Consider the following 25788-nt stretch of genomic DNA (forward strand, 5'->3'; position numbering starts at 1 on the left):
CCATGTGAGAGTAGGGAACTGCCAGGCATCAAATAAGAAGAACCCCGTACCGAAAGGTGCGGGGTTTTTTGCTGTGTGGCGTCTATCCCCCCGGTGGCGCTGCGCTTACCGGGGCTACAGACCCCGTAGCAACCCGTAGCCCGGGAAAGGCGCTGTCATACCAACGTAAACGAAAGGCTCAGTCGGAAGACCGGGCCTTTTGTTTTTGTGTTTTGCGGCCAGACGCGCCGCCATCTCCCCGGTGGCGCTGCGCTTACCGGGGCTACAGACCGCGTAGCAACCCGTAGCCCGGGAAAGGTGCCTCGCGCCGCCCCCGGGGAAAGCGACCATATCAATACTTCCCCGGCCTGCACTGCCTGCGTGAGATCCAACCTTTTAAATCCTCCTTGAAACTTTCTCACCTTCCACTTGCAGACTCGACATTTTGCTTATTCCTGGTTATTGTCAGCTATCTGGATGTCTAAACGTTTATACGTATGTAATGGGGTGATACAGCTATGCCAATTCGGGTGCAGGACGAGCTACCGGCCGTCAATTTCTTGCGCGATGAAAACGTCTTCGTGATGACGACATCGCGTGCCACCACTCAGGAAATCCGCCCGCTGAAGGTGTTAATTCTCAATCTAATGCCAAAGAAGATCGAGACGGAGAATCAGTTCCTGCGGCTGCTGTCGAACTCGCCGCTACAGGTCGATATCCAACTGCTACGCATCGATGCGCGTGAGTCGCGTAATACGCCGACGGAGCATCTGAATAACTTTTACTGCAACTTTGACGACATTCGCGAGCAGAACTTCGATGGTCTTATTGTTACCGGCGCGCCGTTGGGGCTGGTTGAATTTAACGATGTCGCCTACTGGCCACAGATCAAACAGGTACTGGAGTGGGCTAAGGATCACGTCACGTCAACACTATTTGTCTGTTGGGCGGTACAGGCGGCGTTGAATATTCTTTATGGTATCCCCAAGCAAACTCGTACCGAAAAGATCTCTGGCGTTTATGAACACCATATTTTGCACCCGCATGCGCTGCTGACTCGCGGGTTTGATGACACCTTCCTTGCGCCTCATTCGCGCTATGCCGACTTCCCGGCCGGGCTGATTCGTGATTACACCGACCTCGACATTCTTGCTGAAACCGAAGATGGCGATGCCTATCTTTTCGCCAGCAAAGATAAACGTATCGCTTTTGTTACCGGTCACCCTGAATACGATCCGCATACCCTGGCAAGTGAATACTTCCGCGATCTGGAGGCTGGTTTAGCGCCACAGCTTCCGGACAACTACTTCCCGAATAACGATCCAAACAATAAACCGCGTGCGACCTGGCGCAGCCATGGCAATCTCCTGTTTGCTAACTGGCTTAACTATTACGTCTACCAAATCACACCATACGATCTGCGTCATATGAATCCAACGCTGGATTAATCTACCAGCGCGTACGATCCTAAAGCGTTTCAGCATCTCGCCTCAGGCACCTTAGGGTGCCTTTTTTATTTCCGAAAATCACTTCCCCTTCTATTTAAACTTTAATTTCTTTGTTATCAAAGTGTTGAGTTGATTTTAAATTAAAAATGGAAATTGTTTTTGATTTTGAAAAATTCTTGAGTAGTCTTAATTGTGCTGAGCGAAAAGCAGACAACGATCTTTCGCTCGCGCTACCAGGATCAACCAAGAGGAGCTGCACAATGACGCACCAGGCGACAATGACCGATGAACTGGCCTTCAGCCAGCCTTATGGCGAGCAGGAGAAGCAAATTCTGACTGCGGAAGCGGTGGAGTTCCTGACGGAACTGGTGAGCCGTTTTATGCCTGAGCGTAATCAGCTGTTGGCGGCACGCGTCCTGCAACAGCAGGCCATTGATGGTGGTAATCTTCCTGATTTTATTTCGGAAACGGCTTCCATTCGTAATGGTGACTGGAAGATACGCGGTATTCCGGCCGATTTGCAGGACCGCCGCGTAGAAATCACCGGTCCGGTTGAACGCAAGATGGTAATTAACGCCCTGAATGCTAACGTTAAAGTCTTTATGGCTGATTTCGAAGACTCGCTGGCGCCGGATTGGCACAAAGTGATTGATGGCCAAATCAATCTGCGCGATGCGGTCAATGGCACCATCAGCTACACCAACGAAGCGGGGAAAATTTATCAGTTGCAGCCCGATCCCGCGGTACTGGTCTGCCGCGTTCGCGGCCTGCATCTGCCGGAGAAGCACGTTACCTGGCGTGGTGAGGCGATTCCCGGCAGTTTGTTCGATTTTGCGCTCTATTTCTTCCACAACTACCAGGCGCTGCTGGCGAAAGGGAGCGGCCCCTATTTCTATCTGCCGAAAACCCAGTCCTGGCAAGAGGCGGCATGGTGGAGCAAAGTCTTCAGTTTCACCGAGGATCGTTTTGAGCTGCCGCGGGGCACCATTAAGGCCACGTTGCTGATTGAGACGCTGCCGGCAGTATTCCAGATGGATGAAATCCTGCATGCGCTGCGCGACCATATTGTTGGCCTGAACTGCGGGCGCTGGGACTATATCTTCAGCTATATCAAGACGCTGAAAAATCACCCCGACCGTGTCCTGCCGGATCGCCAGGTGGTGACGATGGATAAACCTTTCCTGAGCGCCTATTCACGCCTGCTGATTAAGACTTGCCATAAGCGCGGCGCCTTCGCGATGGGCGGTATGGCGGCGTTTATCCCGAGCAAAGACGCCGAGCGCAATCGTCAGGTGCTGAATAAAGTCACCGCCGATAAAGAGCTGGAGGCTAACAATGGCCACGATGGCACCTGGATTGCGCATCCGGGACTGGCGGATACGGCGATGAACGTCTTTAACCGCGTACTGGGTGAACATCCTAACCAGCTGTTTGTTACCCGCAATGACGACGCGCCGATTACAGCCGAGCAGCTGCTGGCTCCCTGCGAGGGTGAGCGTACTGAAGCCGGCATGCGCGCCAATATCCGCGTAGCGGTGCAGTACATTGAGGCCTGGATCTCCGGCAACGGTTGCGTACCGATTTACGGCCTGATGGAAGATGCGGCGACGGCTGAGATTTCGCGTACCTCTATCTGGCAGTGGATCCATCACCAGAAAACCCTGAATGACGGCACACCGGTTACCAAGGCGCTGTTCCGCCAGTGGCTGGCTGAAGAGCTGATGGTGATTCAGGAAGAGTTGGGGGAACACCGCTTCAGCCACGGTCGCTTTGACGATGCGGCGCGGCTGATGGAGCAAATCACCACTTCCGACGAACTGATCGACTTCCTGACTCTGCCAGGTTACCGCCTGTTGGCGTAATTCACCCCATCACAATATGGAGCATCTGCACATGAAAACCCGTACCCAACAAATCGAAGAATTAAACAAAGAGTGGACGAACCCGCGCTGGGAAGGCATTACCCGCCCATATAGCGCGGAAGAGGTGGTGAAGTTACGCGGCTCGGTGAACCCGGAATGCACGCTGGCGCAGCTTGGCGCGGCGAAAATGTGGCGTCTGCTGCATGGTGAAGCGAAAAAGGGTTATATCAATAGCCTTGGCGCGTTAACCGGCGGCCAGGCGCTGCAGCAGGCGAAGGCGGGCATTGAAGCCATCTACTTGTCTGGCTGGCAGGTCGCCGCCGACGCCAACCTGGCCTCCAGTATGTACCCGGATCAATCGTTGTACCCGGCTAACTCGGTGCCGTCGGTAGTTGATCGGATCAACAACACCTTCCGTCGTGCCGATCAGATCCAGTGGGCGGCGGGGATTGAGCCGAACGATCCGCGTTTTATCGACTATTTCCTGCCGATCGTCGCCGATGCGGAGGCCGGTTTTGGCGGCGTGCTGAACGCCTTTGAGCTGATGAAATCGATGATTGCGGCCGGTGCAGCGGCCGTGCATTTCGAAGATCAGCTGGCGTCGGTGAAGAAGTGCGGACATATGGGCGGCAAGGTGCTGGTGCCGACGCAAGAAGCGATTCAGAAGCTGGTCGCCGCACGCCTGGCGGCGGATGTGATGGGCGTGCCGACGCTGCTTATCGCCCGTACCGACGCCGATGCCGCTGACCTGATTACCTCGGATTGCGATCCTTACGATCGCGAGTTTATCTCCGGCGATCGCACCAGCGAAGGTTTCTATCGCACCCATGCCGGAATCGAACAGGCAATCAGCCGCGGCCTGGCCTACGCCCCTTACGCTGACCTGGTATGGTGTGAAACCTCCAAACCGGACATTGAACAGGCACGCCGTTTCGCCGAGGCGATCCACGCCCGCTTCCCGGGCAAGCTGCTGGCCTATAACTGCTCGCCATCCTTTAACTGGAAGAAAAATCTCGACGATAAAACCATCGCCAGCTTCCAGCAGCAGCTGTCGGATATGGGCTATAAATTCCAGTTCATTACCCTGGCGGGTATCCACAGCATGTGGTTCAACATGTTCGACCTGGCTCACGCCTACGCGCAGGGCGAAGGCATGCGTCACTACGTCGAAAAGGTTCAGCAGCCGGAGTTTGCCGCCGGGCCGGAAGGCTACACCTTCGTCTCGCATCAGCAGGAGGTGGGTACCGGGTACTTCGACAAAGTGACCACCATTATCCAGGGGGGGACCTCGTCGGTAACGGCGCTGACCGGCTCGACCGAAGAATCACAGTTTTAAGCAATGCCCGGTGGCGCTGCGCTTACCGGGCCTACAAAGGTGTAGGCCGGATAAGCTAACGCGCCATCCGGCATGATGTTGTGCCGGATGGGGGAAAGCGATGACGCGTGGCCTGGAACTACTGATTGCCCAAACCATTTTACAGGGATTCGACGCCCAGTACGGGCGTTTTCTGGAAGTCACTTCCGGCGCACAGCAGCGCTTCGAACAAGCGGACTGGCACGCCGTGCAGCAGGCGATGAAGCAGCGTATCCACCTCTACGATCACCACGTGGGTCTGGTGGTAGAACAGCTGCGCTGCATTACCGAAGGGAAAAGTACCGACGTCGATTTTCTTCTGCGGGTGAAACAGCAGTACACCCAACTGTTGCCGGATTACCCTCGCTTTGAAATTGCGGAGAGCTTTTTCAACTCGGTCTACTGCCGACTGTTTGACCACCGCTCGCTGACCCCCGAGCGGCTCTTTATTTTTAGCTCCCAGCCGGAACGTCGTTTTCGCACGATTTCGCGACCGCTGGCGAAGGACTTTTATCCCGAACGCGGCTGGGAATACCTGATGCATAACCTGCTTGCCGATTTGCCGCTGCGCCTGCCGTGGCAAAACAAAGGGCGTGATATCGGTTATATCGTCAGTCATTTACGCGAAGCTCTCGGTGGCGAGTTGCTGTCGCAGTCGCATCTGCAGGTGGCGAATGAGCTTTTTTATCGTAATAAAGCCGCCTGGCTGGTGGGGAAATTGATCACGCCGATGGCGACGCTGCCGTTCCTGCTGCCGATACATCGTAGCGATGACGGGCAGCTGTTTGTTGATGCCTGTCTGACGACTCACGCCGAGGCGAGTATCGTCTTTGGTTTCGCCCGCTCCTATTTCATGGTCTACGCGCCGCTGCCCGCGGCGCTGGTTGAATGGCTGCGCGAGATTCTGCCGGGAAAAACTACCGCCGAGCTGTATATGGCGATAGGCTGTCAGAAGCATGCTAAAACGGAAAGTTATCGCGAGTACCTGCACTATGTTACCCGCAGTGATGAGCAATTTATCGAAGCGCCTGGCATCCGTGGGATGGTGATGTTGGTCTTTACCCTGCCGGGATTCGACCGGGTATTTAAGGTGATTAAAGACCGCTTTGCGCCGCAAAAAGAGATGACCGCCGCCCACGTTCGTGCCTGCTATCAGCTGGTCAAAGAACACGACCGCGTCGGGCGAATGGCGGATACTCAGGAATTTGAAAACTTTGTGCTCGATAAGCGACAAATTGCGCCCGAGCTGATGGCGCTGTTGCAGGCGGAAGCGGGGAATAAGTTGATCGACCTCGGCGATCGCATTGCCATCAGTCATCTTTATATTGAACGACGGATGGTGCCGCTCAATATCTGGCTGGAGCAGGTGGAAGGCCAGGCGCTGCGCGACGCGGTAGAAGAGTACGGTAATGCCATTCGCCAACTGGCGGCCGCCAATATCTTCCCCGGCGACATGCTGTTCAAAAACTTCGGCGTCACGCGCCACGGGCGGGTGGTATTCTACGATTACGATGAAATTTGCTATATGACCGAGGTGAATTTCCGCGACATTCCGCCGCCGCGCTATCCGGAAGATGAGCTGGCCAGTGAACCCTGGTATAGCGTGTCCCCTGGCGATGTCTTCCCGGAAGAGTTCCGTCACTGGCTGTGCGCCGATCCGCGGATCGGGCCGCTACTGGAGGAGATGCACGCGGATTTGCTGCGTGCCGATTACTGGCGCGAATTACAGACGCGAATTAAAAACGGGCACGTGGAAGATGTTTACGCTTATCGGCGTAAGCAGCGTTTTAGCGTGCGCTATGGCGCCGACAGTAGGCCGGATAAGGCGTTTACGCCGCCATCCGGCAAGGTGCGCCGATCTGCCTGATGGCGCTACGCTTATCAGGCCTACTTAAAATGCCCCTCTGGGGCATTTTTATTATTTAACCCCGCCGTATGCCAACGTGACTTCCTTGGCGGCCTTAATGACAAGCGCGCCAAGCTCGGTCACCCGATCATCGGTCATGCGTGAAATCGGCCCGGAGATGGAGATTGCGGCGAACGGCTCGCGGTGTTCGTCGTAAATGCAGGAAGCAATACAGCGCAGCCCCAGCGCATGTTCTTCATCGTCAAATGAATAGCCGCGTTTACGCGTCTGGGCCAAATCCTCTTTCAAATGTACCGGAGAAACCAGGGTGGCGTGGGTGTAAGCATGCAGCCCTTTCCGATGTAGCAGCGTGGTGACCTCTTCTTCGCTCAACTGCGACAGAAACGCTTTTCCGGCGCCTGACGCGTGCATCGGCAATTTGCCGCCAATCGGCGCCGACATGCGCATCAGCTGCGTACATTGCACCTGGTCGATGATAATCGCCTGATGATCGCTTTTATCCAGTACCGCCAGGTTGACCGTTTCGCCGGAATCTTCCATCAGCTGGCGCAGAATAGGATGGACGATGGCCAGCAGATTGCGGCTTTGCAGGAAGCTGCTGCCGACGACAAACGCATGCGCGCCAATCGCCCAGTGCCCCAGCTCGCCGACCTGGCGCACAAAACCGAGCTGCTGCATGGTGGTAAGCAGACGATGGGTGGTGGAGTTAGGTAGCCCCGCCTGCTGCGCCAGTTCGGTGAGCGCGACGCTGCTATGCGATTCAGAAATCCATTCAAGCAGTTTCAGACCGCGGGTAAGCGACTGCACTTGCCCGCCAGCCTGAGCGGCAGGGGCGGCAGCGGCGGGTTTTCTGCCGCGTTTGGCGGGAACCGGGGTAGCCATGATGAACTCCTTTTTTCTGTATCGTGGAAATGATTTTCGTTTTATTTGGCGATAATGCAATCACAACCAGACTGATCGGAGGAGTGAAGTTGAACTTGTCTCATGTTGCTGCAGGTTTCCTTTTCCGGCAGGTTGGTTTATGCCAGTATGGTTTGTTGGCTTTTTGGTCTGAGTTGAGCGCTGTCGGGAGTCTGTGTGAGTAACAAAGTAGAACAATTACATCAGCAGTTAAGAGAACGCATTCTGGTTCTGGACGGGGGCATGGGCACCATGATCCAGGGCTATCGTCTGAGTGAGCAGGATTTCCGCGGCGAGCGCTTTGCCGATTGGCCGTGCGACCTGAAAGGCAATAACGACCTGCTGGTGCTCAGCAAGCCTGAGGTCATCCGCGAGATCCACGACGCCTATTTCGCCGCCGGCGCGGACATTATCGAGACCAACACCTTCAACTCGACAACCATCGCGATGGCGGATTACCAGATGGAATCCCTGTCGGCAGAAATCAACTTTGCCGCCGCGAAGTTGGCTCGCGCCAGCGCCGATGCATGGACCGCGCGTACGCCGGAAAAACCGCGCTATGTGGCGGGGGTGCTCGGGCCGACCAACCGCACCGCTTCTATTTCTCCGGACGTCAACGATCCGGCATTTCGGAATATTACGTTCGATCAGCTGGTGGCCGCCTATCGTGAATCCACCAAAGCGCTGGTGGAAGGCGGCTCGGATCTCATTCTTATTGAAACGGTCTTTGACACCCTGAACGCCAAAGCGGCGATTTTCGCGGTCAAAGAAGAATTTGAGGCGCTTGGCGTCGAGCTGCCGATTATGATTTCCGGCACTATCACCGATGCCTCCGGACGTACACTGTCCGGGCAGACGACCGAAGCGTTCTATAATTCGCTGCGCCACGCCGATGCCCTGACCTTCGGCCTGAACTGCGCGCTGGGGCCAGATGAGCTGCGCCAGTACGTGCAGGAGCTTTCGCGGATCGCCGAATGCTACGTTACCGCGCACCCGAACGCCGGCCTGCCGAACGCCTTCGGCGAATATGATTTGGATGCCGACACCATGGCGGCGCAAATTCGCGAATGGGCGCAGGCAGGTTTCCTTAATATTGTCGGCGGCTGTTGCGGCACCACCCCGGAACATATCGCCGCCATGAGCCGGGCGGTAGAGGGCTTGCCGCCGCGCCAGCTGCCTGAACTCCCGGTTGCCTGCCGTCTGTCGGGCCTGGAGCCGCTGAACATCGGCGACGATAGTCTGTTCGTCAACGTGGGCGAGCGGACCAACGTTACCGGCTCCGCTAAATTTAAGCGCTTAATCAAAGAAGAGAAATACAGCGAAGCGCTGGACGTGGCGCGTCAGCAGGTGGAAAGCGGCGCGCAGATTATCGATATCAACATGGATGAGGGGATGCTCGATGCCGAAGCGGCGATGGTGCGTTTCCTCAACCTGATAGCGGGTGAACCGGATATTGCCCGCGTGCCGATTATGATCGACTCCTCCAAGTGGGAAGTCATCGAAAAAGGGCTCAAGTGTATTCAGGGCAAGGGCATCGTTAACTCGATCTCGATGAAAGAGGGCGTCGAACTCTTTATTCATCACGCTAAGCTGGTTCGCCGCTACGGCGCGGCAATGGTGGTCATGGCCTTTGATGAAGTGGGCCAGGCCGATACCCGCGAGCGCAAAATCGAAATTTGCCGTCGCGCCTACAAAATCCTCACCGAAGAGGTCGGCTTCCCGCCGGAAGATATTATCTTCGACCCCAACATTTTTGCCGTCGCCACCGGTATTGAAGAGCACAATAACTACGCTCAGGACTTTATCGGCGCCTGCGAAGACATTAAACGCGAGCTGCCGCATGCGCTGATTTCCGGCGGCGTCTCCAACGTGTCGTTCTCGTTCCGCGGTAACGATCCGGTACGTGAAGCGATCCACGCCGTCTTCCTCTACTACGCTATCCGCAACGGTATGGACATGGGTATCGTCAATGCTGGTCAACTGGCGATATACGACGATCTGCCTGGCGAGCTGCGCGACGCGGTTGAAGATGTGATTCTTAACCGCCGCGATGACAGCACCGAAAGATTGCTTGAGCTGGCGGAAAAATATCGCGGCAGCAAAGTGGACGACGGCGCTAACGCTCAGCAGGCGGAATGGCGCAGCTGGGACGTGAAAAAACGTCTTGAATACTCGCTGGTCAAAGGGATTACCGAATTTATCGAGCAGGATACGGAAGAGGCGCGCCAGCAGGCCGAACGGCCGATTGAGGTGATTGAAGGGCCGCTGATGGACGGCATGAACGTGGTCGGCGACCTGTTCGGCGAAGGCAAAATGTTCCTGCCGCAGGTGGTAAAATCCGCGCGGGTGATGAAACAGGCGGTGGCCTACCTCGAACCTTACATCGAAGCCAGCAAAGAACAGGGCTCCAGCAACGGTAAGATGGTGATCGCCACCGTGAAAGGCGATGTGCACGATATTGGTAAAAACATCGTCGGTGTAGTGCTGCAGTGCAACAACTACGAAATTATCGATCTCGGCGTGATGGTGCCGGCAGAGAAAATCCTGCGTACCGCGCGCGAAGAAAACGCCGATCTGATTGGCCTCTCCGGGCTTATCACGCCGTCGCTGGACGAAATGGTCAACGTGGCGAAAGAGATGGAGCGTCAGGGCTTCACCATCCCGCTGCTGATTGGCGGGGCGACGACCTCGAAAGCCCATACCGCGGTGAAAATCGAACAGAACTACAGTGGCCCGACGGTCTACGTGCAGAACGCCTCGCGTACCGTAGGGGTGGTCTCAGCCCTGCTGTCGGCAACCCAGCGCGATGATTTTGTCGCCCGTACGCGTAAAGAGTATGAAACGGTGCGTATTCAGCACGGGCGCAAAAAGCCGCGCACGCCGCCGGTGACTCTGCAGGCGGCGCGGGAAAACGATCTGGCGTTTGATTGGGAGAGCTACACTCCGCCGGTAGCCCATCGTCTGGGCGTGCAGGAGGTGGAAGCCAGCATCGAAACGCTGCGTAACTACATCGACTGGACGCCGTTCTTTATGACCTGGTCGCTGGCGGGTAAATATCCGCGTATCCTGGAAGATGAAGTGGTGGGTGAAGAGGCGCAACGCCTGTTTAAAGACGCCAACGATTTGCTGGATAAACTCAGCGCCGAAAAAACGCTCAACCCGCGCGGTGTGGTCGGGTTGTTCCCGGCCAACCGCGTTGGCGACGACGTGGAAATCTATCGTGATGAAACCCGCACCCACGTGCTGACGGTCAGCCATCACCTGCGCCAGCAAACCGAAAAAGTCGGCTTCGCGAACTACTGCCTCGCCGATTTTGTCGCACCGAAGCTGAGCGGTAAAGCGGACTATATCGGGGCTTTCGCGGTGACCGGCGGGCTGGAAGAAGACGCGCTGGCGGAAACCTATGAAGCGCAGCACGACGACTATAACAAGATCATGGTCAAAGCCATCGCCGACCGCCTGGCGGAAGCCTTCGCCGAGTATCTGCATGAGAAGGTGCGTAAGGTTTACTGGGGCTATGCGGCCAATGAGAATCTCAGCAATGAAGAGCTGATCCGCGAAAACTACCAGGGGATCCGCCCGGCGCCCGGTTATCCGGCCTGCCCGGAACACACCGAGAAAGCGACCATCTGGGAACTGTTGGATGTGGAAGCGCGTACTGGCATGAAGCTCACCGAGTCCTTCGCCATGTGGCCTGGCGCATCGGTTTCCGGCTGGTACTTTAGCCATCCGGACAGTAAGTACTTCGCTGTGGCGCAGATCCAGCGCGACCAGGTGGAAGATTACGCCCTGCGTAAAGGGATGACGGCGGCCGAAGTTGAGCGTTGGCTCGCCCCTAACCTCGGTTATGATGCCGACTAACGAAATATGTTTCGTTACAACAAACAGGGCGCTATTTGAGCGCCTTGAGGTTGATGACAAGCCTCATGCAACCGTTGGACTTACCGATTGCGCCAGATAAAAAACATGGAAAATCAATTTATTGATTTTCGGCTGATAACCACAAAGAAGGAAAAACCACGCTTTTTCCTTCTTTGCCAGCAGTCAGACAGGGCGCTCTTTGAGCGCCTTGTCTCTTTATTGAAGTTAACCCCTTATACTGAAGGGAGGTTTAAACCTCAGGAACACTTATAACGATAAGGAGAAGCTGATTCTGTGTTAACGCTGCTACACCTACTTTCCGCCGTAGCCCTACTGGTGTGGGGGACCCATATTGTGCGTACTGGCGTGATGCGCGTCTTTGGCGCACGCCTGCGTACCGTGCTCAGCAGTAGCGTGGAGAAAAAACCGCTCGCCTTTTGTGCGGGGATTGGCGTCACCGCGCTGGTGCAGAGCAGTAACGCCACCACCATGCTGGTGACGTCGTTTGTGGCCCAGGATCTGGTCGCGCTGGCGCCAGCGCTGGTCATGGTGCTGGGTGCGGATGTGGGGACGGCGCTGATGGCGAGGGTACTGACCTTCGACCTCTCCTGGCTATCGCCGCTGCTGATATTTATCGGCGTTATTTTCTTCCTCGGGCGTAAACAGACGCGCGCGGGTCAGCTTGGGCGGGTGGGTATCGGCCTCGGGCTTATTCTGCTGGCGCTGGAGCTCATCGTCCAGGCGGTGCATCCGATTACCCAGGCCAACGGCGTTCAGGTGATTTTCGCCTCGCTGACCGGCGATATCATGCTGGATGCGCTGATTGGCGCCGTGTTCGCCATTATCAGTTACTCCAGCCTGGCGGCCGTGCTGCTGACCGCAACGTTAACCGGCACCGGGGTGATCTCTTTCCCGGTGGCGCTATGCCTGGTCATCGGCGCTAACCTCGGCTCAGGCCTGCTGGCGATGCTCAACAACAGCGGCGCCAATGCGGCGGCGCGGCGGGTGGCGCTCGGCAGCCTGCTGTTCAAGCTGGTGGGGAGCTTGATAATTTTGCCATTTGTGCACGTACTGGCGGATGTCATGCACAAATTGCCGCTGGAAGAGTCGGAGCTGGTCATCTACTTCCACGTCTTCTACAACCTGATTCGCTGCGTGGCGATGGTGCCATTCGCCGGGCCGATGGCGAACCTGTGTAAACGCCTGATCCGCGATGAGCCGGAGCTGGATAACCATCTCAAGCCGAAGCATCTGGATCCCTCGGCGCTGGATACGCCGGCGCTGGCGTTGGCCAATGCCGCCCGTGAGACCCTGCGTATCGGCGACGCCATGGAGCAGATGCTGGAAAGCCTGCGCAAGGTGATGCACGGCGAGCCGCGCGAAGAGAAAGAGCTGCGACGGATGGCGGACGATATCAACGTTCTGTATACGGCGATTAAGCTTTATCTGGCGCGGATGCCGAAGGACGAGCTGGCGGAAGAGGAGTCTCGCCGCTGGGCGGAAATTATCGAGATGTCGCTCAACCTGGAGCAGGCGTCTGACATCGTCGAGCGAATGGGCAGCGAAATCGCCGATAAATCTCTGGCGGCGCGGCGCGCATTTTCCGTCGAGGGGCTAAAAGAGTTGGATGCGTTATACGAGCTACTGCTCAGTAACCTACAGCTGGCAATGTCGGTCTTCTTTTCCGGCGACGTGCCGAGCGCCCGTCGGTTGCGCCGCAGTAAGCACCGTTTTCGTATTCTTAACCGCCGTTACTCGCACGCGCACGTTGACCGCCTGCATCAGCAAAACGTGCAGAGTATCGAAACCAGTACGTTGCATCTGGCGCTGTTGGGCGATATGAAGCGTCTGAACTCGCTGTTCTGCGCTGTTGCCTATAGCGTGATGGAGCAGCCGGATGAAGACGACGAGCGGGATGATTATTAGCTGAATGTACGCTGGGTAACCCGGATAAGGCGCAACGCGCCGCTATCCGGGTAATGTTCGCCAACCAGCCTAGAAACGGTGGCCCGTAGCCAGGGTTACCGCTTCTTCTCCCGCTTTGAACAACAGCGTCGGGTTCGGGCCGCCGAGCGTGGCGTGTCCGTCGCTGACCTGAATCCAGTTCCCCTCCGGCAGGCCAATCACCGTTAATTCCGGCGCCACGACCAGCAATTCGCGAATACGTTGCTCACGGGTCTCACCCTGATGCCCGGTCGGCAGCGCGTTGGTGAAGTGTGGATTAATCTGCAGCGGGAACAGCCCTAACGCGTCAAACCCCTGAGGATCGACAATTGGCATATCGTTGGTGGTGCGAATGGTCGGGCAGGCGAGGTTAGAACCCGCGCTCCAGCCGATATACAACGCCCCGCGTTTGACGACATCGACAATCGGCGCCAGCAGCCCGCGGCTGCGACACTCTTTCAGAAGCTGGAAGGTGTTTCCGCCGCCGACGATGACCATCTCGGTACTTTCAATGGCGGCGATAGGGTCGGCGACGCTGTGGATACCGGTCACGCTGACGCCCATCGGCGCCATGACTGCGGCGGCTTTGGCGGTGTAATCATCCCAGCTTTGCGTCACCCCGGCGAAGGGAATAAATACCGCCGAACGGCGGCCTTTGACCTGGCCGGCAATCAGCGGCAGCGCATGTTCCATCCAGGCTTTGCCCGGCAGCGTAGAGTTACTCAGTAACAGCAGTTCCATCTTTTCATCCTGTGTAAGCATGTCATTTGACGCAGATTCTATCATTGGCCCGGCGTCGGGGCGCTGATATGGCTCACGGTGCAGGCAAGCTGAATGTTATTATCGGGGCCGAAAAACGCAGACGCTAACTCCCCCGGAGACGACCTATGAACAATGAAATACCGCTGAAATATTATGACATCGTGGATGAGTACTCGACGGAGTGCGCAGAAGCGGTAAAAGAGTCCGAGCGCGATTGTCTGGCGCATTACTTTCAACTGCTGATTACGCGCTTAATGAATAACGATGAGATCAGCGAGGAAGCGCAGCAGGAGATGGCCCGTGAAGCAGGCATTGCCGAACAGCGTATCGACGATATCGCCAATTTCCTCAATCAATGGGGTAATGAATAACGCCATCCCTGTTTTTTATCGCCAGTAAGGTGAGGTATATTTCGCTGTCAAAGGAGAAACTATGCTGACCGACTCATCTACTCGATTAAACAAATACATCAGCGAAAGCGGGATTTGCTCGCGCCGCGAAGCGGACCGCTTTATTGAACAAGGCAACGTCTTTATCAACGGCAAGCGCGCCGCCATTGGCGATCAGGTGAAGCCTGGCGATGTGGTGAAAGTGAACGGTCAGCTGATTGAGCCGCGAGAAGCCGATGATTTGGTGTTGATTGCGCTGAATAAGCCGGTAGGTATTGTCAGCACCACCGAAGATGGCGAGCGCGATAATATCGTCGACTTCGTGAACCACAGTAAACGCGTGTTCCCGATTGGCCGTCTCGATAAAGACTCCCAGGGGTTAATTTTCCTGACCAACCACGGCGATCTGGTGAACAAAATCCTGCGCGCTGGCAACGACCACGAAAAAGAGTATCTGGTTACCGTTGATAAGCCGGTTACCGATGAGTTCATTCGGGGCATGGGAGCGGGCGTACCGATTCTCGGTACCGTGACCAAGAAATGTAAGGTCAGGAAAGAAGCGCCGTTCGTTTTCCGCATCACGCTGGTTCAGGGGTTAAACCGCCAGATCCGTCGTATGTGCGAGCATTTCGGCTATGAAGTCATGAAGCTGGAGCGGACGCGTATTATGAACGTTAGCCTGACGGGTATTCCGCTGGGTGAGTGGCGCGATTTAACCGATGATGAGCTGATCGACCTGTTCAAGCTGATTGAAAACTCCTCTTCCGAAGCGAAGCCAAAAGCTAAACCGAAGGCCAAAGCGGCGACCGCCGGGATCAAGCGCCCGGTGGTGAAGATGGAAAAAACCAACGATAAAGGCCGCCCGGCCTCGAACGGTAAACGTTTCGCTCAGCCGGGACGTAAAAAGAAAGGCCGCTAACGCCTGCCGCGGGTCGGCGTATTCGCCGACCACGAAAATGTCGCTTCTTTGTCTACTTTGTAAGCCTGCTGTTTTTTCGCCTGGCGGGCTTTCTTCGCTTCCGCTTCGCGCAGCGCCATCAGCTTATCGATATATTCCTTTTTTACGCTGTTCGTTTCCGCATTGCTCAGCGGGCGGCCGTGCGCGATACGCGCGCGGTCCAGCAGCGTTTTCAATTCGCGCTGTTCGCGCTCGGTCATCTCTTTTTGTGTAATGCGGGGGAGTGCCATGGTGGTGCCCTCAATCAGACCAGAGAGTCCAGTGTACGGCAATAGGTGAATTACCGATAGCTTACCCTTGCGAGAATGCAAGGGGAGGGAAGACACGTCCGGGCATATGGCCCGGACGTATACCGATTAGCGCTGGTTGCCTTTTTTGGTCGTCGGCTTACCGGACCAGTAACCCGCCAGCAGCGAGCCGGAAAGGTTATGCCATACCGAGAACAGCGCGCCGGGCAGGGCGGCCAGCGGGCCGAAGTAGATTTTCCCGAGGGCCGCGGCGAGGCCGGAGTTTTGCATACCCACTTCGATCGCCAGGGTGCGGCAGGTGGATTCATCAAAACCGAACAGGCGCCCGCCCCAGTACCCGCCGAGCAGGCCGATGGCGTTATGCAGAATGACCGCCACGATGACTACCAGGCCAACCGAGGCGATATGCGATGCCGAACCGGCGACCACGGCGCTGATAATCGCCAGAATGCACAGCATGGAGAAGGCGGGAAGGAACGGCTCCACCGCCTTCACCACTTTTGGCAACAGGTGATGAACAATCAGACCGAGGCCGATTGGGATCACCACGATTTGCAGGATGCTTAGCAGCATACCCATCACATCGACCTGAATGTGCGCATCAACGTACAGGCGCGTCAGAAGCGGCGTGGCGACCACGCCAACTAGCGTAGAAACGGAAGAGATAGTTACCGACAGCGCGACATCACCTTTCGCCAGATAGATCATGACGTTGGAAGCGGTTCCGCTGGCGACGCTGCCGACCAGCACCATCCCGGCGGAGAGCTCTGGCGGCATGTGGAACAGCAGCGCCAGTACCCAGGCGGCGAGCGGCATCACCAGGTAATGCAGAAAAATTCCCGCTGCGACCGGCGCCGGTCGTGACAGCACGCGCTTAAAATCGTCCAACTTCAAATGGACGCCCATGCCGAACATAATCAGCATCAGCAGCGTGGTGACCCACGGGCCGATAGGGGTAAAAGTGGTTGGCGTGTAATAAGCCAATACGGAGAGCAGCAGCGCCCATAACGGGAACAGCCGCGTAAGCGTGGCGAGCATAGTGTATTCCTTGCGACAGCGTTTGTTGTGTTGGTGTTGTTATAAAAAAGCCGGGTTCGAGCCCGGCTATAGGTATTTTTTATCGCGCAAAAGAATATTATTCAAACAAATTATGATGCAGCTTCTGCACCACTTTCTCCGCGTCGTCGCCAGGCACCAGGAAGCACAGGTTGTGGCTGGATGCGCCGTAACAGATCATGCGGATATTGAATGGTTCCAGTACGCCAAACACCTCTTTACCGACGCCGCAGGCTTTCGATAGCTCGTTGCCGATCAGGGCGACCAGCGCCAGATTTTCTTCCACTTCGACGCGGCACAGTGAAGAGAGCTCGGTCAGCAGCGCCTGGGTGAGCAGAGTGTCGCCAGCGGAGGTTGAACCGGTGGTGTCCATGGTCAGCGCAATACTCACTTCCGAGGTGGTGATCAGATCGACGGAAATATTATGCCGCGCCAGAATACCGAACACTTCTGCAAGGAAGCCGCGGGAGTGCAGCATATGCAGGCTGTGCAGGGTCAGCAGCGTTTGACGACGACGCAGCGCCAGCGCGCGGAACAGCGGTGGATTTTCGGTTTTATGACAGACCATCGTGCCGCCGGCTTTAGGTTCTTTGCTGGAGCCGACGAATACCGGGATATCGCTACGTACGGCCGGCAGCAGGGTGGCCGGATGCAATACCTTGGCCCCGAACGTGGCCATCTCCGCGGCTTCAGCGAAAGCGATCACATCGATGCGTTTCGCCGCTGGCGCGACGCGCGGATCGGTTGTGTAGATCCCAGGGACATCGGTCCAGATATCGACACGGCTGGCGTTTAAGGCTTCGCCGAGCAGCGCGGCGGTGTAGTCGCTACCGCCGCGGCCAAGGGTGGTGGTGCGGCCTTTGGCTTCACTGCCGATAAAGCCCTGGGTAATCACCAGGCCTTCTTCCAGCCGTGGCGTTAGTTGTTGCTGCGTCAGTTCCGCCAGCGCGGCGATATCTGGTTCGGCGCGGCCGAAACGATCGTTGGTGCGCATCACTTTACGTACGTCGAACCACTGCGCCGCAATACCACGCTCGCGTAGGATCTCAACGAACAGTAAGGTGGACATCAGTTCGCCGTGGCTCACCAGTTCATCGGTCAAGGCTTCCGAGCTGGCCAGCGAGGCGGCTTCCGCCAGGGTAGTAATGTTTTCCAGCAGACGCTCGATCTCTTCGCGAATAACGTTGGGATAACGTAAACGCTCCAGAATATTGAACTGGATTTGGCGCATTTCATCGAGCTTAGCGAAACGTTCGGTGGGTTCCAGCCCTGCCGCTAAAGCAACTAAGATATTGGTAACGCCAGCCGATGCGGATAACACCACTACGCGGGTATTCGCATCCAGCAGCGCGACGTCGACGCTACGATTCATCGCGTCGAAATCGGCCACGCTGGTGCCGCCGAACTTAGCAACAACTAAATCTGTCATAACAACCTCGTGTCAGGGGGCCTGACTTATTAAAACGATTCCTGAACAACCGCTCCTGGTTCGGGCTGGAAATAACCGGAGCGCTACAAAATGTCTTAATAAGCCAGGCCAAATTAACTCAGCCATGGCACAAGGGAAGAGCGAAAAGTAGGGTGGGCGCAGAGCGATAAACAAACTACGATGTCACCCAGAAGTGCTCCACCTTGTAGACCCGTTCGCCGATGACGCGCATCGGTTCGCGAGTATGAAACGCCCGACTGCGAACGCTTCTGGTGACAACCCAGGGGATTCAGCCCCTGTGGCCGGCGACAGACTTAACCAGATGCCTGTGCGCCTCGGCGTTGCTCCCCCTCACGTATTTTCCCCGGACTGGTTCCTCCAATACGGTTACCTGGGCAACGCACCTCTTCTGGCAATTACTGACGTCTTTCACTATGCCTGGGGAGAGACTGGTCATTATACCCCCCAACGATACTCTTCGCTGTAGCGTGAAATGCGCGAGCAATACATACCTACGGTTCCGTAGGCAGTTCAGCTATATAAAGGCTTCCGGACGGGTATGTCAACGACAGGGTTATGCGGATTTTTCATGCATCGGCGGATAACAGAAAAAAGCCTAATGATCGCTATAATATGGGAGCTCTTTACCCTATTTCTGACCCCCGTCAACGGCATAACACAAAAATCATCACAATTTTCCGCCGCTGAGGCTACAATCGACCGAAGTCACATTTTTCAAATCAGAAGAGTATTGCTAATGAAAAATATCAACCCAACGCAGACCGCTGCATGGCAGGCATTACAGAAACACTTCGATGAAATGAAAGACGTCACTATCAGCGAGCTTTTCGCCAAAGATAGCGATCGTTTCTCTAAATTCTCCGCCACTTTTGACGATCTGATGCTGGTGGACTTCTCCAAGAACCGCATCACTGAAGAGACGCTGTCTAAGCTGCAGGATCTGGCGAAAGAGACCGATCTGGCCGGTGCTATCAAGTCGATGTTCTCCGGTGAAAAAATTAACCGTACCGAAGACCGCGCGGTACTGCACGTCGCGCTGCGCAACCGCAGCAATACGCCGATTGTGGTTGATGGCAAAGATGTCATGCCGGAAGTCAACGCGGTGCTGGAGAAGATGAAAGCCTTCTCAGAAGCGATTATCTCCGGTAGCTGGAAAGGCTACACCGGTAAACCGATCACCGACGTGGTGAACATCGGTATCGGCGGTTCAGACCTCGGCCCGTTCATGGTGACCGAAGCGCTGCGCCCGTATAAAAACCATCTCAACATGCACTTCGTTTCTAACGTTGACGGCACTCATATCGCCGAAGTGCTGAAAGCGGTGAATCCGGAAACCACGCTGTTCCTGGTGGCTTCCAAAACCTTCACCACTCAGGAAACCATGACCAACGCCCACAGCGCGCGTGACTGGTTCCTGGCGACCGCGGGCGACGAGAAACACGTGGCGAAACACTTCGCGGCGCTCTCCACCAACGGTAAAGCGGTTGGCGAGTTCGGCATCGATACGGCTAACATGTTTGAATTCTGGGACTGGGTTGGCGGTCGTTACTCCCTGTGGTCCGCCATCGGCCTGTCTATCATTCTGTCCGTTGGCTTCGATAACTTCGTCCAGCTGCTGTCCGGCGCCCACGCCATGGACAAACACTTCTCCACCACCCCGGCTGAGAAAAACCTGCCGGTACTGCTGGCGCTGATTGGCATCTGGTACAACAATTTCTTCGGCGCCGAAACCGAAGCGATTCTGCCGTACGATCAGTACATGCACCGCTTTGCCGCTTACTTCCAGCAGGGCAACATGGAATCCAACGGTAAGTACGTTGACCGTAACGGCAACGTTGTGGATTACCAGACTGGCCCAATCATCTGGGGCGAGCCGGGGACTAACGGCCAGCACGCGTTCTATCAGCTGATCCACCAGGGCACCAAAATGGTACCGTGCGATTTCATCGCCCCGGCTATCACCCATAACCCGCTGTCTGACCACCATCAGAAACTGCTGTCTAACTTCTTCGCTCAGACCGAAGCGCTGGCCTTTGGTAAATCCCGCGAAGTGGTTGAGCAGGAATATCGCGATCAGGGTAAAGATCCGGCTCAGCTTGAGCACGTGGTGCCGTTCAAAGTGTTCGAAGGCAACCGTCCGACCAACTCGATCCTGCTGCGTGAGATCACCCCGTTCAGCCTGGGCGCATTGATTGCGCTGTATGAGCACAAAATCTTCACCCAGGGCGCGATCCTCAACATCTTCACCTTCGATCAGTGGGGCGTTGAGCTGGGTAAACAGCTGGCTAACCGCATCCTGCCGGAACTGAAAGATGGCGCGGACGTTAGCAGCCACGACAGCTCTACCAACGGTCTGATTAACCGCTATAAAGCCTGGCGCGCATAAGCGCTGCGCAATTAAGCCTGAATGCCGACCCGCGGGTCGGCATTTTTATTTATAGCCGCCGCAGCAGCCTCGCCGGGTTGCCCGCCCAAATGCCTTTCTCGGTGATGGATTTTGTCACCACGCTCCCGGCGCCGATGACCACGCCATCGCAGATACTCACCGCCAGAATGGTGGCGCCGCTGCCGATAGACACGTCATTGCCGATTTCAATGCGCCCCCAACTGTCGCGGTCGGCATTCGGTTTGCCATCGCGGAACATGTCGTTGGCGAACATCACGCCGTGGCCGATAAAACAGCGTTGGCCGATGGTGACGTACTCGCAGATAAAACTGTGGGACTGGATTTTGCTGTCCGCGCCGATGCGCGTATGCCCCTGAATCTCGACGAACGGCCCGACGAAGACGTTATCGCCGAGCTGGCAATCATAGAGGTTGGCGGGCTGGTATATGACCACGTTTTCGCCGCAGATGACGTTGCGAACGCCGGTATCGCGAAGCGTAAAAGGGGGAATATTTGGCTCATTCGACATGCTGCATTCCTCGTTCGGATCTCATCGTATAGTGCCTGCAAAATGAGCAATGAGGAACGGCGAAAAACGGTGGGGAAGGAGGCTGGAGGTTTCCCCCAGCCGGGTGATTAACGAGCGAAGGCGATGGCTTCGATTTCGACGCCGGCGTCTTTCGGCAGCCTTGAGACCTCCACGCAGGAACGCGCCGGGAAGGCGGCCTGATGCTTGGTAAAGAAGGCCTCATAAGCGGCGTTGATGGCGGCAAAATCCTGCAGGTCTTTGACAAACACCGTGGTTTTAACAATCTGCCCCACCGTGAGTCCGGCAGCTTCAACGATGGCTTTCACATTTTCCAGCGATTGCCGCGCCTGTTCGGCGATATCGCTGGGCATGGTGCCGTCCAGCGGATTAATCGGCAGCTGACCGGAGGTGATGGTCATCGCGCCGAGATTGACGCCCTGCACGTACGGGCCGATAGCGGCAGGCGCGTCAGCGGTGGTAATAATCATACGGTTTATCCTTCAAACGGTTACATAAAATAATTCAACAGCACCAGCGAGCCGACGCCGCTCACTACCACCCATACCAGGCCTAAACGGAAACTGGCGAGCGTGCAGATAATGGCGGCAATCACCTTCGGATTCTTTAAGTCAAACTCCATGCTGGAATTCACGCTCAGGATCTGAATGGTGATAATGGCCGGCAGGACGGTGACCGGGACGAAGCGCAGCGTTTTCGTCACCCGTTCGGACATCTGGATTTTTCCGGCCAGGCCGATAAACGAAAATCGGATCAGGAAGGTCACGGCGGCCATACCCAAAGTCAGGGCGATAAAGTAGCTATTATTCATGTTCCAGCGCCTCCACGAGCGGCATGTCGGATTCGGCAATCGCTACCTGTTTACGTTCTTCAGCCAGGTCGACGCACAGCCCGGCGAGCACGCCAAGTACTGAGGCGACGACAATACCCAGGGAGTAGGGCAGGATGACCAACAGCACGCCGGAGACGGCGGCCACCACGGCGGCGACGGTACAGGCCTGGCTTTTTATTTGCGGCACCACGATGGCGATAAAGGCGGCGACCATGGCGAAATCCAGACCATACTTTTCAATATTCGGGAAGGAAGCGCCGACCAGCGCGCCGAGGAAATCGGCCAGTACCCAAATCGCCCAGAAGGTGATCATCGCCGAGCCATAAAACAGATATTTATCCTGCTTATTGCCCTCCATCTCTTTGACGGTGGTGGCGTACACTTCATCGGTCAGCGCGTAGGACATAAAGCATTTTTTAAAGAACGATGCTTCACGGACGGTACCGGAAATAGAGGCGCTGTACAGTACGTGACGTAGGTTAATTATTAATGTAGTGAATATAATAACCCCGAGCGTGGCGCCGGTTTTTAGCATATTTAATGCCAGCATTTGCGCGGAACCGGCAATAACAATCGCCGACCACGCCGTACTCTGCCAGACGCTCATTCCGGCGCTGACGCTTAATGCGCCGACAATAAATGAAAATGGAAAGTCGCCGATGCACAGCGGCATAATGGCGCTGGCGCCACGGAAGATGACTTTTTTATTCATCTGCTATACCTGCTAATTTATAAATAATAATGTGGGTAGGGTAGGTTAATCAGGGCCTGAATATTCAGGCCCGTTAAATATTATTATTTAGCGACCATAATGCTAATAATTTCTTTATCGGTGAGGGTCATTGGTTTAATCACCAGGCGGCACAGGTTATTAATAGTCTGCTCGACATCGGCGCAGACAATACCATCATTGGCGCCAGCGCAGCTATTTTGCATCGCCATCAGTACCGCCTTAAACGCGCTGGATACCACGGACGAGACTTTCATCGCACAGCTATTAGAGGCGCCATCACAAATCATACCGGTAATATCGCTGACCATATTAATAATCGCGGTGTTAATGGTGTTGATATCGCGGGTAAACAGCCAGGCCATCCCGGCAGCTGCGCCCATGGCGGCGGTTGAGGCCGCGCATAGCGCAGATAAGCGCGTATAACGAGAATGAATTGAGATGGCGGTGAGATGAGATAGAGACAAAGCGCGCGCCAGGGTCTCTTCATCGACGCCGAGATGCTCTGCAACCACCACTACCGGCATGGTTGCCGTAATGCCCTGATTGCCCGAACCGAAGTTAGACATTGCGACCACCGGCGCGCCGCCCATGCGGGCATCTGAAGCGGCGACGGTGTTGATGATCACCTTGCTTAACAGATCGTTGCTCATCAGGCCGTTTTTCACGGCGTCAGAAAAGGTACCGTTAATGTTCAGGCCATATTTTTTGGTTTTGCCTTCTGCCGCCAGCGCGGAGTTTAAGCGCGCGGCTTCAAGAATAAAGCGAATATCATTAAAGTCGGCGCTATTAATAAATTCGTAAGCCTGCTGTAGCGAAAAAGTGGGCAGCGTTTCGTGCCGGGCGCGCGCATTCTTTTTTTCGCTTAGTGGCTGCGGCTGGCCATTAATATAAAGCTCGACCACGTTGGTGTGGGTTCCTTTCACCACGACGCGGCAGGTATTCTCGTGATCTGAGAGAGTTAGATCCAGATGAATAAAGTCCGGGGTCTCTTCGACGGCAATATCAACGGCATGATTGGCGATCAGTTTCTGCGCCATTTCGACGTGTAGCGGGGTGATATCTTCCAGCGTTTTTAATCCCTTTTGCGGGTTGCCGCCAAATGCGCCAATTGCGGCGGCCAGCGCTACACCGCAAACGGTGGTGCCGGGAATAGTGACGCCCATCGCGTTTTTATAGAGATTGGCGGAAATAAAACCGCTAATGTTAGTACAAGGGTTTTCTAAATATTGTGCGGCGTAGGCGGCAGCGAAGGAAATAGCGACAGGTTCAGTACAACCTAAAGCCGGGGCAACTTCTTGTTTGAGCCATTTTACGTACAGGGAAGCGTTATCGGAGTTCATAATGATTTAATGTCCAAAATTAAATTTTATTCAACTGCGATAATGCTAAGACAAAGGATGAGAAAAATCTTACCCTAATAGCCATATAAATAATGCGGATTAGAGAAAAATTTTATCTTGTGGCAGATTTTAAGATATAACTGTTTCAAATGGTAAATGTTTTAAATTTCAGTTGGTTATTTGGTTGTGTCCTAAGCGTAACGGATGATTTGGTTAACTTGCTCACAGCGTTGCGGGAAGTAAAATTTTCTCTTAGTTGCATTTACCGCGTTGAAGGACCGATGCTGCTCGCAAAGCGAAGTAGATCTGGATCACACTTTTGCGCTATACAGATCAACAACGTTCATGCATTTGAGGTGTCACTATGCCGTCGGTATATCGTCCGCTGGTTAATTTTGTTGCGAAGGCCATGCAGGCCGTGCTGAACCTGGCGCTGCTGTGTCTGGGAATTATTCTGGTGGTGTTCCTGGGAAAGGAGACCCTGCATCTGGCGCACGTGCTGTTTACGCCGGAGCCGGTGAGTAAGTACAAGCTGGTTGAAGGGCTGGTGGTCTATTTTCTCTACTTCGAGTTTATCGCGCTGATTGTGAAATACTTTGAGTCCGGTTTTCACTTCCCGCTGCGTTATTTCGTCTATATCGGTATTACCGCGATTGTGCGGCTTATTATCGTCGACCATGAGTCGCCGATGGCGGTGCTGATTTACTCTGCGGCGATCCTTATCCTGGTGATTACCCTGTGGTTGTGTAATTCCAACCGTCTGAAACGGGAATAAAAAAAGCGGCCTCCAGGGCCGCTTGACCGACAATCACAAATGAAATTTATGTAGGGTCCAGTAGAGGATTGCAGTGGCATTTGCCCTACTTTTTCAGGGAGAGGTGGGCTGCCGTACCCGGTTGGGGTCGCGTACCACATCCCACCCTCTCTGAAATTTGGGGCGATAAAACAAGGGACTAACATGATGAAACTTAACCTTTCACCCCGCCCGCCGTCAGGCCGTTAACCAACCAGCGCTGAGCCAGCAGGAAGACGACGGTAATCGGAATCGCCGACAGTACTGCCGCGGCGGCGAAGTCACCCCACAGGTAGTTCTGCGGATTGAGATACTGCTGCATCCCGACAGCCAGGGTATAGCTGTTTACATCGCGTAGCAGCAACGAGGCCACCGGCACTTCGGTAATCGCGGCGATGAACGACAGAATAAACACGACCGCCAGAATCGGTACCGACAGCGGCAGCAGCACCAGGCGGAAAGCCTGCCATGGAGTGGCGCCATCCAACGCGGCCGCTTCTTCCAGTGAACCATCGATAGTTTCGAAGTAGCCCTTAATCGTCCAGACGTGCAGCGCGATACCGCCCATATAGGCGAAGATCACCCCGCCGTGAGTGTTGAGGCCGACGAAAGGCAGATATTGACCGAGGCGGTCGAACAACGCATACAGCGCCACCAGCGACAGCACCGCCGGGAACATCTGGAAAATCAGCATCCCTTTGAGCAGCGTCGCTTTACCCGGGAAGCGCATACGGGCGAAAGCGTAAGCGCAGGTGGTGGAGAGGGCGACGATGCCGATCGCGGTAATCCCGGCGACCTTAATTGAGTTCCACAGCCAAAGCAGTACCGGGAACGGCGGCGGCGTTACCCGGCCATCGGCGTGTTCGACGCTGAAGCCTAATGCCAGACGCCAGTGCTCCCATGAGATGGTATCCGGGATCAGACTGCCGGTCGCGAAGTTGCCTTCGCGCAGCGAGATAGCGATAACCATCAGCAGCGGAAACATAATCGCGGCGATAAAAATCAGTAGCAGGAGATGCGTGGTAAATAAACGTAGCTTCTGCGATTTGGGTTGGACCATAGCCATTGTCGTTATCTCC

Annotated in this window: 21 protein-coding genes and 1 riboswitch; of the genes, 10 read left to right on the top strand and 11 right to left on the bottom strand. The window is 55.4% G+C overall.

Annotated elements, in window-relative coordinates; genetic code table 11:
• The first annotated feature begins 497 nt into the window (after positions 1 to 497).
• The 4 genes from metA (at position 498) to aceK (ending at position 6510) form a co-directional block, all read left to right on the top strand.
• Positions 498 to 1427 (top strand): homoserine O-acetyltransferase MetA, encoded by a 930-nt coding sequence (gene metA, locus PGR79_RS22930; RefSeq protein ID WP_045396850.1) that lies wholly within the window; start codon positions 498 to 500, stop codon positions 1425 to 1427.
• 260 nt (positions 1428 to 1687) lie between these two features.
• Positions 1688 to 3289: a malate synthase A gene (gene aceB, locus PGR79_RS22935; protein ID WP_087859663.1), complete on the top strand. Its 1602-nt coding sequence runs from the start codon at positions 1688 to 1690 to the stop codon at positions 3287 to 3289.
• Positions 3290 to 3320: 31 nt separating this feature from the next.
• Positions 3321 to 4625, top strand: a complete 1305-nt coding sequence (gene aceA / locus PGR79_RS22940; protein WP_015368800.1) for an isocitrate lyase — start codon at positions 3321 to 3323, stop codon at positions 4623 to 4625.
• Between the two features lie 100 nt (positions 4626 to 4725).
• Positions 4726 to 6510 carry a bifunctional isocitrate dehydrogenase kinase/phosphatase gene (aceK, locus tag PGR79_RS22945; RefSeq protein WP_430922567.1) on the top strand — a complete coding sequence of 595 codons (1785 nt, stop codon included), beginning with the start codon at positions 4726 to 4728 and terminating at the stop codon, positions 6508 to 6510.
• Positions 6511 to 6561: 51 nt separating this feature from the next.
• Here aceK and iclR read toward each other — a convergent pair whose 3' ends face one another.
• The gene (gene iclR / locus PGR79_RS22950; RefSeq protein WP_020079887.1) at positions 6562 to 7392 is read right to left on the bottom strand and encodes a glyoxylate bypass operon transcriptional repressor IclR; all 831 of its coding nucleotides are present in this window, start codon (positions 7390 to 7392) and stop codon (positions 6562 to 6564) included.
• A 195-nt stretch (positions 7393 to 7587) separates the two neighbouring features.
• Between iclR and metH the strand changes: the two genes are divergently transcribed.
• Together metH and PGR79_RS22960 are read left to right on the top strand one after the other, a co-directional pair.
• A complete protein-coding gene (metH, locus tag PGR79_RS22955) occupies positions 7588 to 11271 on the top strand; it encodes a methionine synthase (protein ID WP_213317897.1) in 3684 nt (1227 codons plus the stop codon).
• Between the two features lie 294 nt (positions 11272 to 11565).
• Positions 11566 to 13197, top strand: coding sequence for a Na/Pi cotransporter family protein (locus tag PGR79_RS22960; RefSeq protein ID WP_015368796.1), 1632 nt, complete (start codon positions 11566 to 11568; stop codon positions 13195 to 13197).
• 69 nt (positions 13198 to 13266) lie between these two features.
• Here PGR79_RS22960 and pepE read toward each other — a convergent pair whose 3' ends face one another.
• A complete protein-coding gene (gene pepE, locus PGR79_RS22965; RefSeq protein WP_308958242.1) occupies positions 13267 to 13956 on the bottom strand; it encodes a dipeptidase PepE in 690 nt (229 codons plus the stop codon).
• Positions 13957 to 14102: 146 nt separating this feature from the next.
• Between pepE and PGR79_RS22970 the strand changes: the two genes are divergently transcribed.
• Positions 14103 to 14348: a YmjA family protein gene (locus PGR79_RS22970; protein ID WP_430922569.1), complete on the top strand. Its 246-nt coding sequence runs from the start codon at positions 14103 to 14105 to the stop codon at positions 14346 to 14348.
• Between the two features lie 61 nt (positions 14349 to 14409).
• Entirely contained in the window at positions 14410 to 15285 is an 876-nt protein-coding gene (gene rluF, locus PGR79_RS22975; RefSeq protein ID WP_430922571.1) for a 23S rRNA pseudouridine(2604) synthase RluF, read from the top strand.
• Here rluF and PGR79_RS22980 read toward each other — a convergent pair.
• The 3 genes from PGR79_RS22980 to lysC all read right to left on the bottom strand — a co-directional run bounded on the left by PGR79_RS22980 (position 15282) and on the right by lysC (position 18057).
• Entirely contained in the window at positions 15282 to 15554 is a 273-nt protein-coding gene (locus PGR79_RS22980; protein ID WP_020079883.1) for a DUF3811 domain-containing protein, read from the bottom strand. The two genes, rluF and PGR79_RS22980, sit on opposite strands and share 4 nt — an antisense overlap.
• Positions 15555 to 15680: 126 nt before the next feature.
• Positions 15681 to 16610 carry a ketopantoate/pantoate/pantothenate transporter PanS gene (gene panS / locus PGR79_RS22985; RefSeq protein WP_015368789.1) on the bottom strand — a complete coding sequence of 310 codons (930 nt, stop codon included), beginning with the start codon at positions 16608 to 16610 and terminating at the stop codon, positions 15681 to 15683.
• 97 nt (positions 16611 to 16707) lie between these two features.
• The gene (gene lysC, locus PGR79_RS22990; protein WP_087858850.1) at positions 16708 to 18057 is read right to left on the bottom strand and encodes a lysine-sensitive aspartokinase 3; all 1350 of its coding nucleotides are present in this window, start codon (positions 18055 to 18057) and stop codon (positions 16708 to 16710) included.
• A 183-nt stretch (positions 18058 to 18240) separates the two neighbouring features.
• Positions 18241 to 18474, bottom strand: a riboswitch (Lysine riboswitch).
• A gap of 340 nt (positions 18475 to 18814) precedes the next feature.
• Between lysC and pgi the strand changes: the two genes are divergently transcribed.
• The gene (gene pgi, locus PGR79_RS22995) at positions 18815 to 20464 is read left to right on the top strand and encodes a glucose-6-phosphate isomerase (protein ID WP_020079879.1); all 1650 of its coding nucleotides are present in this window, start codon (positions 18815 to 18817) and stop codon (positions 20462 to 20464) included.
• A gap of 49 nt (positions 20465 to 20513) precedes the next feature.
• Here pgi and PGR79_RS23000 read toward each other — a convergent pair whose 3' ends face one another.
• From PGR79_RS23000 to PGR79_RS23020, 5 genes are all read right to left on the bottom strand, one after another.
• Positions 20514 to 20993, bottom strand: coding sequence for an acyltransferase (locus PGR79_RS23000; protein WP_430922573.1), 480 nt, complete (start codon positions 20991 to 20993; stop codon positions 20514 to 20516).
• Positions 20994 to 21100: 107 nt separating this feature from the next.
• Positions 21101 to 21481, bottom strand: coding sequence for a Rid family detoxifying hydrolase (locus tag PGR79_RS23005; RefSeq protein ID WP_430922575.1), 381 nt, complete (start codon positions 21479 to 21481; stop codon positions 21101 to 21103).
• 20 nt (positions 21482 to 21501) lie between these two features.
• Positions 21502 to 21822, bottom strand: a complete 321-nt coding sequence (locus PGR79_RS23010) for an AzlD domain-containing protein (protein ID WP_015368778.1) — start codon at positions 21820 to 21822, stop codon at positions 21502 to 21504.
• Positions 21815 to 22555, bottom strand: a complete 741-nt coding sequence (locus tag PGR79_RS23015) for an AzlC family ABC transporter permease (RefSeq protein ID WP_430922577.1) — start codon at positions 22553 to 22555, stop codon at positions 21815 to 21817. The genes PGR79_RS23010 and PGR79_RS23015 overlap by 8 nt, the downstream gene beginning before the upstream one ends.
• A gap of 83 nt (positions 22556 to 22638) precedes the next feature.
• Positions 22639 to 23916, bottom strand: coding sequence for a serine dehydratase subunit alpha family protein (locus tag PGR79_RS23020; protein WP_213317905.1), 1278 nt, complete (start codon positions 23914 to 23916; stop codon positions 22639 to 22641).
• A gap of 364 nt (positions 23917 to 24280) precedes the next feature.
• Between PGR79_RS23020 and psiE the strand changes: the two genes are divergently transcribed.
• A complete protein-coding gene (gene psiE / locus PGR79_RS23025; RefSeq protein WP_015368775.1) occupies positions 24281 to 24691 on the top strand; it encodes a phosphate-starvation-inducible protein PsiE in 411 nt (136 codons plus the stop codon).
• A 193-nt stretch (positions 24692 to 24884) separates the two neighbouring features.
• On the opposite strand, the gene malG is transcribed toward psiE, so the two are convergent.
• Positions 24885 to 25775 (bottom strand): maltose ABC transporter permease MalG, encoded by an 891-nt coding sequence (gene malG / locus PGR79_RS23030; RefSeq protein WP_015368774.1) that lies wholly within the window; start codon positions 25773 to 25775, stop codon positions 24885 to 24887.
• Positions 25776 to 25788: the final 13 nt, after the last annotated feature.

It is taken from the genome of Klebsiella sp. 141161, from assembly GCF_050600815.1.
In the GTDB taxonomy this organism is placed as follows: domain Bacteria; phylum Pseudomonadota; class Gammaproteobacteria; order Enterobacterales; family Enterobacteriaceae; genus Klebsiella; species Klebsiella aerogenes.